This is a genomic window from Simkania negevensis Z (genome assembly GCF_000237205.1).
GTDB classification, from domain to species: domain Bacteria; phylum Chlamydiota; class Chlamydiia; order Chlamydiales; family Simkaniaceae; genus Simkania; species Simkania negevensis.
This window is the reverse complement of record NC_015713.1, coordinates 167,145-180,710: the sequence shown is the minus strand read 5'-3', so window position 1 is coordinate 180,710 and position 13,566 is coordinate 167,145. Positions and strand designations below refer to the sequence as shown.

Annotated in this window: 13 protein-coding genes and 1 tRNA gene; 10 read left to right on the top strand and 4 right to left on the bottom strand. The window is 42.0% G+C overall.

Translation table 11 applies throughout. The features are described 5' to 3' along the window. Positions 1–59: 59 nt before the first annotated feature. The 3 genes from SNE_RS01440 to SNE_RS01430 are packed head-to-tail and all read left to right on the top strand — an operon-like array spanning position 60 to position 3,450. The gene (locus SNE_RS01440; protein ID WP_013942513.1) at positions 60–1,793 is read left to right on the top strand and encodes a M3 family oligoendopeptidase; all 1,734 of its coding nucleotides are present in this window, start codon (positions 60–62) and stop codon (positions 1,791–1,793) included. Further along, positions 1,790–2,599 carry an NUDIX hydrolase gene (locus SNE_RS12110; RefSeq protein ID WP_053225322.1) on the top strand — a complete coding sequence of 270 codons (810 nt, stop codon included), beginning with the start codon at positions 1,790–1,792 and terminating at the stop codon, positions 2,597–2,599. Before SNE_RS01440 ends, SNE_RS12110 begins: the two co-directional genes overlap by 4 nt. 29 nt (positions 2,600–2,628) lie before the next feature. Next, positions 2,629–3,450: a hypothetical protein gene (locus SNE_RS01430; RefSeq protein WP_013942511.1), complete on the top strand. Its 822-nt coding sequence runs from the start codon at positions 2,629–2,631 to the stop codon at positions 3,448–3,450. On the opposite strand, the gene SNE_RS01425 is transcribed toward SNE_RS01430, so the two are convergent. Then, positions 3,447–6,194, bottom strand: a complete 2,748-nt coding sequence (locus SNE_RS01425) for a hypothetical protein (protein ID WP_013942510.1) — start codon at positions 6,192–6,194, stop codon at positions 3,447–3,449. The genes SNE_RS01430 and SNE_RS01425 overlap by 4 nt on opposite strands. Before the next feature lie 126 nt (positions 6,195–6,320). On the opposite strand from SNE_RS01425, the gene SNE_RS01420 reads away from it, so the two are divergent. Next, a tRNA-Ser gene (locus SNE_RS01420) sits at positions 6,321–6,407 on the top strand. Positions 6,408–6,411: 4 nt separating this feature from the next. On the opposite strand, the gene SNE_RS01415 is transcribed toward SNE_RS01420, so the two are convergent. Then, a complete protein-coding gene (locus SNE_RS01415; RefSeq protein ID WP_148258921.1) occupies positions 6,412–7,221 on the bottom strand; it encodes a hypothetical protein in 810 nt (269 codons plus the stop codon). Positions 7,222–7,484: 263 nt separating this feature from the next. Between SNE_RS01415 and dnaB the strand changes: the two genes are divergently transcribed. The 5 genes from dnaB to SNE_RS01390 all read left to right on the top strand — a co-directional run bounded on the left by dnaB (position 7,485) and on the right by SNE_RS01390 (position 10,705). Continuing rightward, the gene (dnaB, locus tag SNE_RS01410; RefSeq protein WP_013942508.1) at positions 7,485–8,939 is read left to right on the top strand and encodes a replicative DNA helicase; all 1,455 of its coding nucleotides are present in this window, start codon (positions 7,485–7,487) and stop codon (positions 8,937–8,939) included. A 78-nt stretch (positions 8,940–9,017) separates the two neighbouring features. Beyond that, positions 9,018–9,287, top strand: a complete 270-nt coding sequence (locus SNE_RS01405; protein WP_013942506.1) for a hypothetical protein — start codon at positions 9,018–9,020, stop codon at positions 9,285–9,287. Between the two features lie 59 nt (positions 9,288–9,346). Further along, positions 9,347–9,550 carry a hypothetical protein gene (locus SNE_RS01400; RefSeq protein WP_231919514.1) on the top strand — a complete coding sequence of 68 codons (204 nt, stop codon included), beginning with the start codon at positions 9,347–9,349 and terminating at the stop codon, positions 9,548–9,550. A 262-nt stretch (positions 9,551–9,812) separates the two neighbouring features. Beyond that, entirely contained in the window at positions 9,813–10,205 is a 393-nt protein-coding gene (locus SNE_RS01395) for a hypothetical protein (RefSeq protein ID WP_013942503.1), read from the top strand. Positions 10,206–10,420: 215 nt separating this feature from the next. Continuing rightward, positions 10,421–10,705 (top strand): hypothetical protein, encoded by a 285-nt coding sequence (locus SNE_RS01390; RefSeq protein ID WP_013942501.1) that lies wholly within the window; start codon positions 10,421–10,423, stop codon positions 10,703–10,705. Here the strand turns inward: SNE_RS01390 and SNE_RS01385 are convergent. Further along, positions 10,702–11,493: a DUF4396 domain-containing protein gene (locus SNE_RS01385; RefSeq protein WP_065757291.1), complete on the bottom strand. Its 792-nt coding sequence runs from the start codon at positions 11,491–11,493 to the stop codon at positions 10,702–10,704. The two genes, SNE_RS01390 and SNE_RS01385, sit on opposite strands and share 4 nt — an antisense overlap. A gap of 76 nt (positions 11,494–11,569) precedes the next feature. Then, complete coding sequence (locus tag SNE_RS13555; protein WP_013942499.1) at positions 11,570–11,728, bottom strand: hypothetical protein; 159 nt, start codon at positions 11,726–11,728, stop codon at positions 11,570–11,572. Between the two features lie 13 nt (positions 11,729–11,741). On the opposite strand from SNE_RS13555, the gene mnmG reads away from it, so the two are divergent. Further along, positions 11,742–13,559 carry a tRNA uridine-5-carboxymethylaminomethyl(34) synthesis enzyme MnmG gene (mnmG, locus tag SNE_RS01380; protein WP_013942498.1) on the top strand — a complete coding sequence of 606 codons (1,818 nt, stop codon included), beginning with the start codon at positions 11,742–11,744 and terminating at the stop codon, positions 13,557–13,559. The last annotated feature ends 7 nt before the right edge of the window (positions 13,560–13,566 follow it).

The following is a 13,566-nucleotide window of genomic DNA, read 5'->3' as shown; positions in this document are numbered from 1 at the left end:
CTTGCCTGCTGCAAAACTCTTCCTTATACTATAGCCTTAGGAACGAGAGGATGACAAGGATGAAATTATCTCAAAAATGGGACTTAGATTGCTTTTTAAAAGGTCGATCTCCCCAGCAAGTACTTGAAACGTTGCGCTTACAGCTTGAAGAACTTGATAAAGGTATCCGAGCCAAAGTCGATATCAAAAAAGCAATTTTCACCCTGCAAGATCTCTCCCAACATTATCATGAATTGAGCCGTTTCATCACCTGTTTAAATGCTCAAGATGTGACCGACTCTAAGGCCCATTTTTTACAAGACCAGGTGACAGGGCTTGGAGCTCAATTTGTCAATACTGCAGTCCTTCTCGATGAGTGGTTAACTGCTCTTGATGATCAAACATTTCATTCTCTCCTCCAAGATGATGAGATCCTTCCTATTGCATTTGGCGTCAGTGAAAAAAGACGTCTCGCTAAAGAGAAACTCCCAGCAAAAGAAGAAGCTTTTATTAATGATTTTGCAGTAGATGGATTTCACGGCTGGCCCCAGATGTGGGATGCTGTCATCGGAAATATGACGTTCTCGCTAGATGAAAAAAAACTCTCGTTTAGTCAGATTGAAAATGAGATGGCCGATCCCTGCCGAAAAACAAGACAGGCGGCGTTTGAAAGCATCGATGGAGCGTTTCGCGAAAAAATGCCCCTTTTTGCCCAAATCTTGAATCACTTAGCAGGCTTTCGACTAGCCATTTATAAAAAACGGGGATGGAATCAGGTTTTAAAAGAGCCTTTAGAAAATAATCGGATGCAAACAGAATCACTTCAAGCCATGTGGAACGCGATTGAGCGCCATCGAGAAAAGCTCAAAGCCTATATGAAGTGTAAAGCAGATTTACTAGGCCTATCTCAACTAGATTGGTGCGATCTTGAAGCTCCACTTGGTGAAGTAAAACAAAAGATTTCATTCGAAGATGCTGCGGCTTTTATCATCAAGCACTTCAATCGCTTTAGTCCAAAAATGGGAGCGTTTGCAAAAGACGTTTTGCAAAGCAAATGGATGGATGCGGAAGACCGAAAAAACAAATACCCCGGTGGGTTCTGTGTCAACTTCCCAGTCTCTCAGGAAAGTCGCATCTTCATGACCTATGCTGAGACCATGACCAACCTCTTCACCCTTGCGCATGAATTAGGGCACGCCTATCACAACTTTGTTACACGTTTTCTCCCTGGGATTGCTCAAGATATTCGGATGAATGTAGCAGAAACAGCGTCAACAATGGCCGAAATCACTGTCACAAGAGCTGCTATACAAGAAGCCAAGTCAAAACAAGATCAACTTTTCATCTTAGATGATCACTTGAGCCGCTCTGTTGCTTACCTCATGAACATTTATGCTCGCTTTCTTTTCGAAACCCGTTTTTATGAGGCGCGGAAGAAAGGTTTTGTTGCCCCTGAGAAGCTCAACACCTTAATGGAAGAGGCCCAAAAAGAGGCCTATGGCAATGCCCTGGGCGCTTATCACCCTCTTTTTTGGGCAGCAAAAATGCACTTCCAACTCTCTGAAACAGCATTTTACAATTTTCCCTACACCTTTGGCTATCTCTTTAGCTTGGGTATCTACGAGCTGGGATCCAAACAAGAAGATTTCGAAAGTTCATATATCGCGTTGCTTGAGGATACCGGACAAATGAGAGTTGAAACCCTAGCTCAAAAACACTTTAAGGTAGATCTCACAAAACCAGACTTCTGGGAAATGGGGCTCCACGTAATTGATTCAGACATTGACACCTTTTTGGAGCTTACAAAAAAGTGAAACGGTTATTCCTATTCCTATTTCTTCCTCTCATATTGAATGCAGTAGAGAAAGACTATTTTGCCCTATTTGATTTCTATCCTGAAATTTTAGGACCTCTAGGAAATAACCAAGAAATCGAAATTCTCCTTTCAGAAGATGCGATTGAAAATGCAGAAGCCATTGCAGAGGGACGACTCCTAAAACAAGGAGTCTCATCCGAACTTGCGCAAGAGTGGAGCCGTGTCGGGATTGTCAAAGAGGACCAATATCTGTATTGGATTCGAGATGCCGTTCGCTTCCCCTCAGGGGCATTAGGTACTTATGATCGTATTCTCTGGAAAAGTGGCCTGGAAAGACCTCCTGGTGTGGGGGTTCTACCCATCCTCCCCGATGGAAGAGTCCTCGTCAATTTAAACTACCGGCATGCAACGCGTAGTTGGGAAATTGAGCTTCCCCGTGGCATGCGCCGTGCAGGAGAATCGATTGAAGATGCTGCCCTGCGTGAACTCCAAGAAGAAACGGGAGCAACTGCTTTAGAGCTTTTTTATTTGGGTGAGATATCTCCTGACTCAGGAATCTTAAGCCAACCGATTCCCCTTTTTATAGGAAAAGTCAAAGCAAATGGAGAGCATTCTCAAGATTTTTCCGAGGTGATTGCTGCAAACTATGCTTATACAGTGGATGAACTCAAAGATCTTTTCCTAAGAGGCTCAGTCTTAGTGAAGATCCGAGGAAATTTAACAAAAGCAACTGTCCGAGATGCTTTTCTCGCCTATGCTCTTTTTCAGGCAGAAATTCGAGGATGTGTTAAAGATTGGAAATAAAACCAGAATATAAATAACATATAGGACCAATGTTTAAGTTCTTATTCACACTTATCTTTTTATGTTCTTTAGGTTACGGGGTCTATTGGGTCGCCGATTCACATCCTGAAATCAAAGATCGGGCGATTCAGTATTTGCCAACAAGTGCGTTTTCTGCTTTAGAACCCCGCTTTACAGTCAATCAAATCATGGATAAAGAACGCTCAAGCCTGCTGAAAGATAGCCGTGAACAGTTTGGAGATTACTCTCTTCTTTACCAACCTTTTCTCTTAATGGAAGTCAAATTCACTCGCACTAATCAGTCGACGGGAGAGGGTGTGATACTTTGGGATTTGATGGATGGAGAGATGGTCCTCGATACCCAAACTTGGGAAAAGTCCCATGGATTTGCCGATTGCATTCATATGCGAGCTGACCCCTACGAATTGAAAATCATTAGCACCATTGCAAAGCATGGAAACAAAGCTGACCGTCAAACTCTCTTTCACTCACTAAACCTTGAAAGTGGACTGCTCGATGCCTGGATTGAAAGGTGCATCAAGAAAAAACTCATCGTCTGTCATCAGGGAATTTACCGCATTCACCTTGAATCGCCAAAAATGGCTTTTACTCCCAGCACACAAGTGAACTTTCCCCTGATTTCAAAAAACTCAAAGCATTCAGAGAAGATGACGCGTAACTTTTCAAAAACTCAAATCATCCGTGTTGCAGAAGCTGCATTTGGAGAAGATTTTGCGATCCGTCAAACGTATGAAATCTACCTTCCGGTTTATGCTATCACAACGCAAAATAGCGACGGCTCTCATGAAACGTCTTATTGGAATGCCTTGAATGGCTTGGTGTTAGATTAACAATTTTGAAAGCCACTGACCTTGATCGAATCGGTAAGACTCTGGATAAATTTGTCATATGTGCTATGCCACCCTCTTTCCCCATCGTCAGTCATCACTTGAACTTCATCAACCGTTCCGGTCGTCATGTAAAGGTTCCAAAAACAGGTCGCGCTTTTTAGATAGCGGGTCTTTGTGTCTGATCGAAGAACGGAGATATTTTGGCCTGGCGGAAGCCCTCGTGTTCCACCTACGAACTCGAGGAACTGTTTCACATTTTCTAGGTCTGTGGTTTGAATCCAATCCTTTAACCAACCAACTTTTTTTAGAAATGTTTGATCGTATGAGCTCGACACGATACTGGCAGCAACAACTTCTGGATTGACAACACCTTGTACCCGATCACTTAATGAGAGACCAGTAGACATGTGAATGGTTGCAAATAAACGATACGCAATGGCATGTAATGCTGCAATATTATGCTCACCCATTTTTTCCGTTTGTTCAACAAATCTCCTGCGAACTTCAGACTTCCAAGTGTTTTTCCAATCTTGTATAACAATTTTTATGTCCGGCTCTGAATCATCTGGCAAATAGGGCTCCAAAAATGCTTCAAGACATGTCTCATCTTCTCGAGAAAGATCATCAGAATCTAAGTATTTGAATAGTTGGAGATAAGTCTTATCATTTCCAATGAATACTTTAAGAAGCTCTAACTTTCTTTCATCACTTAGAGGAGGCAAGATCGCACTTGCCAGCTCCTGTCGATTGAAGGCCTGTAATGATGGGAAAAACGAGTCATGAAAAACATGTCCCGTCACAAATTTTCCTCCACTTTGAAAGCAATGGGCTAAAACCGTTCCTAGCTGATCATAAAATGCTCGATCTGTAGCAGTCAAAGCTCCATTATTACAGGGGAAAAAAGTGTTTGCACCTTTGAGATAAAAATAAGGAGAACGAACGACTCCCTTCATGAGGGCGCAGATAAAAGTTCGACTTAAACCGTCTGCGTCTGTCCCGATAAATTGCCTTTGGTACAAATCAAAAATGCGAATACTCAGCTCCAGGTTTTGCCTGATGGCATTGGAGAGCAATCTCAAATAGTTATAAGGTACTAATGCAGGACCTTCACTTGTCACACTAAACTCAACGCGGCCTCTCGTATTGTAATAAGCTTCTCTAGAGACTTTGTAGTCATAGCAACGACTCATCAGTTCTTTATAGAAACGTTCGAGCTTTTTAGTCAGCTCCTCAGGAACCTCTGTAGCCCCAAACGTTGTTTCTTGGTTTGGACTAAAATAGCCTGCCCAAACTGACTTTTTAACAGACGTGATTTTTCCTTCATCATCAAGTGTGATCGTATACTGGGCTCCTCCCTCCTTAATCAGAATCTCATTTTCTGTCGCTGAATAGACTCCGTCATCGAAATGGATTGTCTCTTGATAACCCAAAGAAAAAAGTCCTTCAAGATTTTCTTGAAAAGCCCTGAAGAGAGGGCGTGGGTTTTCCAAAATCTGCTTGAGATCTAAGCGGAGTTTGCAAGCCTCTACTTCACTTATATTCAGCTCAGATTTATGTGAAATGGACTCTACCTTTCCAAGAGGAACCACTTGCAGTCGTCCATCTTTTGTGCGGAAGACAAACGCACCTGCAGGCGCAATTGTTTCAAGTTCTGTTGAAGCATAACGCTCAGATGAAAGAAAAGTATAATGGGTTAAATGCTCTTGAAGAGTGGGTATTGTGACTTTGCTAGCAGCTTGACAAGCAACTCCTCCCTTATAGATTGCCCATTCACCTAATCCGCTCGCTAAGTCAACGCCCTCTTCAAATTCTTTTCTTACATGCTCTGGTAAAAGTGTTCCACTCACAGTGTTTTTCGTGAGAAGGGTCTGCACCGTCGTTTCACTTTCTGTGAAAGCTTTAACTGTGAGAAGTTGACCAGACTCATCAAAAAACGCAAATCCTCCATATAAGAGAAGGCCAACTAGAAAACTTGGAATATTGGGATTTGTTCGAATTTCATGAATTGTTGCTTCTGCCTGATCTGGATCGAGTAAAACAGGATAACACCAGCAAGAAGAAATAGCATTTTCTGGAAGTCCGATGCTCGCGCGCAGTTCTTTCGGAAAACTTATAGCCCCTTTCGGAGATGTGTGGAGTGTATTCCTCGCAATTGCCCTAGAATTGATAAGAGAAGCTAAAGCGTTACACTCAAATTCAATACCTGGAACAACACCTTCGTACACAAAAGCGGTACCTATATCTAGAGAAAACTGAGAAGTTCCTTCTCGTTTTCCATGCAATCTGCCATCACTTTCTTGAGTTAAAACGTATGTGTCATCAAAACGAAGAGAAGGAAGTTTATTTAACAAAACGGACCCATTTGACGCACGAGCCCAAAGAGGTTCGCTATTACTTCCGGTGCCAGATAAAAAATTCCCGTTATGAATCGTTCGAAGGAAAAAATCGATCACAAATTGAATGCTTGCTAAGATCGCTACAGAGAGAAGATACACTTTCCAAGAGATCTCTTGAAAAAACGTCATGAAACCAATAACCACAAAAGGAGAAAATAATTCCGCTCTCTTAACGGCATTTTTGTTTGGATAACTGCTCAGTGCTGTAGTTGTTAGAGCCGACATGGCATATCCTGAGACCTGTGCAACCAATGCTCCCTGATGCAATGACTGAGGAGCAAATTGATAATATAAAGCTCCAAATAAAGCTTTTGTTCCCAGGCTCTGTAGATTTACATTAGCTAGCATGGTTCTTCCCTAAATAAAGTCGGGATAAATAATGCCATTTGCTAGTTTTTTTTGGAACTTGAAAGCCCCCTCCCTAAGTGTTGCCTTGCGAGAAAATGAAATAAATGTCTAATATTGTCCCCTAATGGAAAGATGGCTGAGTGGCCGAAGGCACGTCCCTGCTAAGGACGCGTACCCGCAAGGGTACCGAGGGTTCGAATCCCTCTCTTTCCGATTTTTAAGGTTGTTTGATTTCTGCTCTGACATGAATAGGCAGCTCTAAGTATCCTAAGAGTGTCTGATGAGCAGAAGTCATCACTTTTAGCCCCTCTTGTACAGCTTGGTTGTCTAAGTAAGAGATAAAACAATTTTTCATATCTTCTAGTCTTCTTCTGACATCAGATTCTTTTAAACTATCAAGGTTCAGCCCCATCGCATCTACTGGAGTCGTTGCCTTCAAAACCCGTTCTAAAATATTGTTTAACCCATGAATTCTATTACTGCTTTCATCAAGAGTTTTTTTAAGAGCGGTTTCTGAGTATTTTTTCTTGAAAGCGTTGAGATCTTTATAAAACTGACTTCTCGACGTATTATAAATATCGAACCTCTGTCGATCTGCAAGCTCAACACAGCTTTCCGGCATTGGGAGCCCTCCTTGCGGAATTGGGTACCGAATGCGATTGAAAATTTGAGGAGTGCCAAGGTTAACGTATTCTGAAATATCCTGAACGAGCCTTTTCGTAACGCGATAACTCATTTGCCAATTTCCAAGTTCGCTTACCAAACTCGTTATCCCTATGACAAAAAAAGTTGATTCTTGAAAAAGGGCTTCAACCCACTTACTTTTTAAAGCGATTCCTGCCTTCTGAAAATCTTGATGACGAATGACTTGAAATACAGCTTCCACAGAACCGATACACAAATCCACAAGAATCGTGAGGGGCGTGCAAGCAAGCGTTGTGACGTAGACTCCAAAGCAAAGAGCCTTATTATAAGCAGGCTCTGCTTCATCGAAGTCAGAAACTGCACTTTCCAACCATTTAAACATAGAAGGAAAAGAATCAATTTTAAAACTATCGCTCATAAAAAAAATAATTCATTAAATTGACATCAATATTACACCTCTCAGGAATTGTTTGAAATGATTTATACTCAAATAACTTCAAAAATTGGTTTTGAAGTTATTTGAGTATATTCCTCTCCCCGATCAATGGCAAAAATGAATTTACAGAATTGAGTCTCACACCTAAATTAGAGGGTGTAGTAAGGTAGACTCAAACATCTTCAAAAATTGTTTGACGTATAAAGTCCATGACAGAAAACAAAAGTAAAACACCTTCTAAAATTAGGATTGCTCCTCATTCAAAAGAATCAGAAATGATGGTTCTAGGCTGCATGTTAACCAAAATCAACAGCCTGAATGTGGCAGCAGATGCACTAGATAGCAAAGATTTTTATTACACCGAACACCAAGCCATCTTTAATGTTTTAAAAACTCTTTTTAAAAGTGATAAACCTGCAGATATCCATCTCGTAGCAGAAGAACTCAAGCGACTTGATAAACTTGAAGATGTTGGCGGAGTTGCCTACCTCACAACTCTTGCGCAATATGCTGGAACATCAGCTTACATTGAGGAATATGTTGAGCTCATTCAAAGCAAGTCGATTTTGCGACGTTTAATTGGAGCTGCTCAAGACATTGAAAAATCTGCTCTTGAAGAACCTTCTGATGTTCATGAGTTTTTAGACGAGGCGCAAGCAAAGCTTTTTTCCATTAGCCAAGCATCGAATCGAGAAGCCGGGGTGCACATCAAAGATGTCATTTCGGGTGTGAAAGCCGAGTCCGGCCTTCCTTATCTTAAAGAGCTTCAAGACCGGCAAGAACAGTACCTCGAAAAGGGAGAAGATGCTGTAGCTTTTACCGGAATTCCAACAGGATTCCACGATCTCGATAAGATGATTAACGGCCTTGCCCCTTCCAACCTGATCATTTTTGCTGGTCGTCCTGGAATGGGTAAAACAGCTTTTGCCCTCAATATTGCCGAAACTGTTTGCTTTAAACACAACGTCCCAGTTGGGATCTTTTCACTTGAGATGAGCGCCGAACAACTTATTCATCGTGTGATTTGCTCCCAATCAGAAGTTGAATCGAGCAAAATTCTCACGGGCGCCATCGAAGGACATGAGTACCAACGCGTGGTTCAAACTGTGAATAAGATGCAAAATCATACAATGATCATCGATGACCAACCCGGCCTTAAAATCACGGATCTCCGAGCACGAGCTCGTCGAATGAAAGAAGCGTATAACATTGGATTTCTTGTTATCGACTACCTGCAACTTCTTTCAGGTTCAGGCTCTTATTTTAATTCAGATAGCCGTCAACATGAAATTTCTGAAATTTCGCGGATGTTGAAAAACTTAGCACGCGAACTCAATATACCTGTATTTTGCGGCTCGCAGCTTTCGCGAAAAGTCGAAGAACGGACAGGCCATCGTCCCATGATGAGTGACCTCCGGGAATCGGGTTCGATCGAGCAAGACGCAGACATTGTCATGTTCCTTTTAAGAAGAGAGTACTATGACCCCTATGATAAGCCAGGTCTTGCAGAAGTGATTGTCGGCAAAAACCGTCACGGCAAAGTGGGCAATGTTGAACTTGCTTACCGAAAAGAGTTTGCTCAGTTTGGCAACTACACTCCTGCCGATGACAATTCAAGTGAAATAGAAAATGACACCGCCTTTGAAGCCTTTTCCCCCAACTAAAAATTAAGAAAAATCTTTTCTTTGCAAAAGCCTCCTGCTAAATTATGCATTCTTGTTGTTTAAGAATGCAGGTTCAAAATGAAATTTTTTCGTTTTCTTTTGCTCCTCTGTTTGCCACCTTTTCTTTTAACTCCTATCCCATCCTATGCCTACCACATCAAATCCAACCATGAATTATTTATCCCTAGAGACAAAAATAAGCTCATCAATCCTTGGGGATATTTTCATCCGCAAACAATCCTAACCCGCCTTGATCGTTACGCCGACCATGTCTTTGGTTTCGTTGATGGAATAGGAGGAGCACGATTTAATAAATGCGGTCAATTTATTGGATTTTTAGAACCTTAGGTAATTGAATGAATAAATTTCGTATAACTATAGCTAGCCTCCCCGATAGAGAAAATCTTGTGGCCGAAGTTTTTTATGAGGGAGTTCAATGGATTGAAATTTCCCATGAAGTAAAAGAAATGGTCATACAATTTTACTCCCACCCCAGCAATAGGTATTGGGAGTTCCCTCTCGATGAAGCACTTAATGTCTTAGAAAAAGCAAAAGAAAAAATGATTGCATTAGGCCCTAAAAGCCCTATCCCAATCGATGAAAGATTTTAAAACTTAAAATTGAACATTCGAGCAACTTGGATATGAGGGTATGGTTGTTGATGTTTCAGTCGACAAGCAAGAGCTTGCAATCCTTAACTATGAAAGAGGCGAGGAGAATATTGAAATCGAGTGATTACCTTTATCCCCAGGGCAGGATAAACTGTCTCTTCCACTTGATGAATTGATAATTATCTTGCAACGTGCAAAAGAAATATTACTAAAATGCGCTGAAGAAGACGAAACTCGCAAAAAGTATTAATCTAATGGACAAGTGAATTTTCTAAGTTATACAGCTTACTTTCATGATGGCAGTTTAATTGACATTAAACACGTCGGAGATTGTATTGGTCTCATTCTTGAAAGTTCGGAAATCGATCCATCAGCTTTACAAGAAGCGATAATCTTATCTAAGAAAAATACAATGAAAGGAGAGCTTTGCATAATGAATGTAAAAAAAATATTCATTAACGATGATCCCATCCATGATCATCTGAAAATGAAGTATCCTGATGCAGAAATCCTTAACCTTGAGGTTTGTGATACTAAAGTTTCCTTACTTGTTGAGTGGAAAAACTCTCCCCCAAAAGGTCAACCTAACGATGTGAGCCACATTGAAATTGAAGCTGAGGAAATCTATTGGAGAAAAATGAAAAATTTTCATTAAGTTGAGTTAGCGATTTAGACCACAGTGGAATGAATGTGGATCTTAAACTTAATGAACATCTTATTGGAATAGCAAGTGACGAAAAAAGCAACGAAAATGTTGAAATTGAGTTCTTCCCTTTACCCCCTGGACAAGAAAACTTGCTTTCCCACTTGATGAATTAATGACCGCCTTGCAAAGTGCAAAAGAAATACTACTAAAATGCGCTGAAGAAGATGAAACTAGTGAAAAGTAGCCTAAAGAATAAGTTTCACATAGCTATCGCTAGCGTTCCATATAGAGATGAACTTGTAGCATGTATATTCTACAAAAAAGACTGCTGGGCAGAAATTTCCCACGAAGAAAAAGAAATGGTCATACAATTTTACTCCCACCCCAGCAATAAGTATTGGGAGTTCCCTCTCGATGAAGCACTTAATGTCTTAGAAAAAGCAAAGCAAAAAATGATTGCACTTGGTCCTAAACATCCCACTCCTCTCGACGAACGTTTTAAGTCTTAAATGTAAGCGCCAATCACAGCTATCACGATTCCAATTGCTAAGCCAACTAGAGAAATTAACAGTGCTTTATAAATCTCTTGCTGCGAAACTGTGACTTCAGCATGGTGCATATGCATATGGCCATGCCCCTCTTCTCCCTTACGCACCGTCATCATTCCATGCTTTAACCCCTTCGCAACAAGCCACCGGTTGATCGGAAATGCGACAAATCCCCCAACAATCGTTGCTAGAGACATCATCCCCCAAAAGTGCAAACTAGCAGGATTGCGTGCAAGCGGATCGTGCGATCCCCAAACAACCATGACCGGAATCATCCCTGCCATGATCATGTTCATCGAAAGCCACTCGGGATAAAAGCTACTTTTCAAAGCTTTGACATAGGTTCCACCCATCATTTTCCGCATGAATAGGGCCTGAAAAATCAAGAAGCCCGAAATAAATCCCGCAGCATACTCTAAAACTACTTCCCACGCTCTTGGTAAAGCAAAAAAATAGAGAACAATGGCTGCTATGATGATCCCCGTTGCATCCCCTGCTAGGCAGTGGACTTCAGAGCCTGTCGCCTGCTTCCAGAGAGAATCAATAAATTTTTCGTGACTCCCCGGCATGGGCTCACGACACGTCAAGAAGTAGAAGAACAGCCCAATCGGACCGGTATAGAGAACAACGAGGGCCCAGCCCACCTTCATCACCCCTGCTTCAGGAGTTACGACAATCAAATCATAAACAATAAAGGCGAAGGACAAGACCGTTAACACCGACCACAATAACAACATTCCATCGAGCATATCTGCTACCTCCTGTGCTTTTTCCTATAGAGAAACTGTTAAATAATTTCTATAATTTGGCTTTAAAAACAGAATCCTAGACATTTTCCCGTGAAAGCTCTATGATATTGGTGATTGGAAAAATTTGAGTCGAATATGTCATCAGTAAAAAAGAAACGACGTCAGAAGATCTCGAAGCACAAGCGCAAAAAACGCCGCCGTCGCGATCGTCACAAGAAAAGATAATCCCTTTCATCACCTAAGTTTTGATGTGGACCTACCCAAAAAAATTTGATGTTATCGTCATTGGTGCAGGGCACGCCGGATGTGAGGCAGCTCATACTTCTGCACGCATGGGCGCATCTACCCTTATGCTCACAATGAACCTCGATACGATCGGGAAAATGAGCTGTAACCCTGCTATTGGCGGAACGGCAAAAGGGCACATCGTACGCGAAATCGATGCCTTAGGCGGTATTATGGGAAAGATCGCTGATCAGACAGGCATTCAGTTCCGCATGCTCAACGCCTCCAAAGGTCCCGCTGTTTGGTCGCCTCGCGCCCAAGCAGATAAGCTCGCCTACCAAACAGTGATGAAGCACACTCTTGAAAATGTCCCTAACTTAGAAATCAAGCAAGGAACTATTGTCTCATTAATCGTCGAAGAAGAGATGATCCGTGGTGTGACAACACAAGAAGGAATTGCCTATGAAGCAAAGGCGGTGATTCTTTCTGCTGGAACCTTTATGCGTGGGCTTCTTCATATTGGTGAAGCCAATTATTCTGGGGGTCGCGCTGGAGATCAACCATCTATTGGACTCTCAAAATGCCTCGTAGAACTTGGCTTGACACTCGATCGGTTGAAGACTGGGACGCCACCAAGAGTGAATGCTCGCTCGATTGATTTTTCTAAAACTGAAGAGCAACCTCCGGAAGAAGGGGTCGCGTTTTCCTTCGATCCTCAAGAAAAAAAACTGCCTCAAGTTTCATGTTTCATCACCTATACGAACCAAGAAACGCAAAAAGTCATCCAAGATAACTTGCACCGCTCTCCCCTTTTTTCAGGCAAGATTCAAGGAATTGGCCCCCGTTATTGTCCGTCAATCGAAGATAAGATTGTCCGCTTCCCCCACCGTGAAAGACATCAAATTTTCTTAGAACCCGAAGGGTTGCAAACCAATGAAATTTATGCCAATGGAATCTCTTCCTCTCTCCCTTTCGATGTCCAATACAACATGATTCACACGATTCCGGGACTTGAAAATGCTGAAATCATGCGTCCAGCCTACGCAATTGAATACGACTATGTCATGAGCGGTCAAATCGCCATCACACTAGAAACACACACCATTGAAGGCCTCTACTTAGCCGGACAAGTGAATGGAACAACAGGGTATGAAGAAGCCGCCGCCCAAGGACTTGTGGCAGCAGCAAACGCGGTTCAAAAAATCCGGGGAAAGAACCCCTTTATTCCAAAACGAAGTGAGTCGTACATTGGAGTCATGATCGACGATCTCATTACCAAAAAGCTCGATGAACCTTATCGGATGTTCACTTCACGTGCTGAACACCGCCTCCTTTTGAGGCAAGACAACGCCGACTTAAGACTGCGAGAGTATGGACGGGAACTAGGATTGATTGATGAAGAGCAGTACAGCCGCTTTACAAAGAAAAAGGAGGCGATTGCTTCGGCTCTCATCCACTTAAGTAGCACGCATTTGCAGCACCAAGAAAAATCATCGACCTTAGCAAGTCTTTTGAAACGACCTGATTTCACATATCAAAAACTGCTAGAAATGTTTCCAGAAAAGGTGACAGATTATGGCACAGAAATCAATACCTCAATTGAAATCGATTTGAAGTATGCTGGCTACATCGAGCGCGAGAAAAAAGAAGTTGAAAAACTTTCAGCTCTTGACTCTATCACCATTCCCAAAACGTTTAACTACGATCACGTTGTTGGACTCCGCAATGAAGCCCGCGAAAAGTTGAAAAAGCAACAACCACACCACCTTGGACAAGCCGCCCGCATTTCTGGCGTCTCACCTGCTGATATTTCCGTTCTAATGGTTTCGCTTAAAAAATAAATTTTAG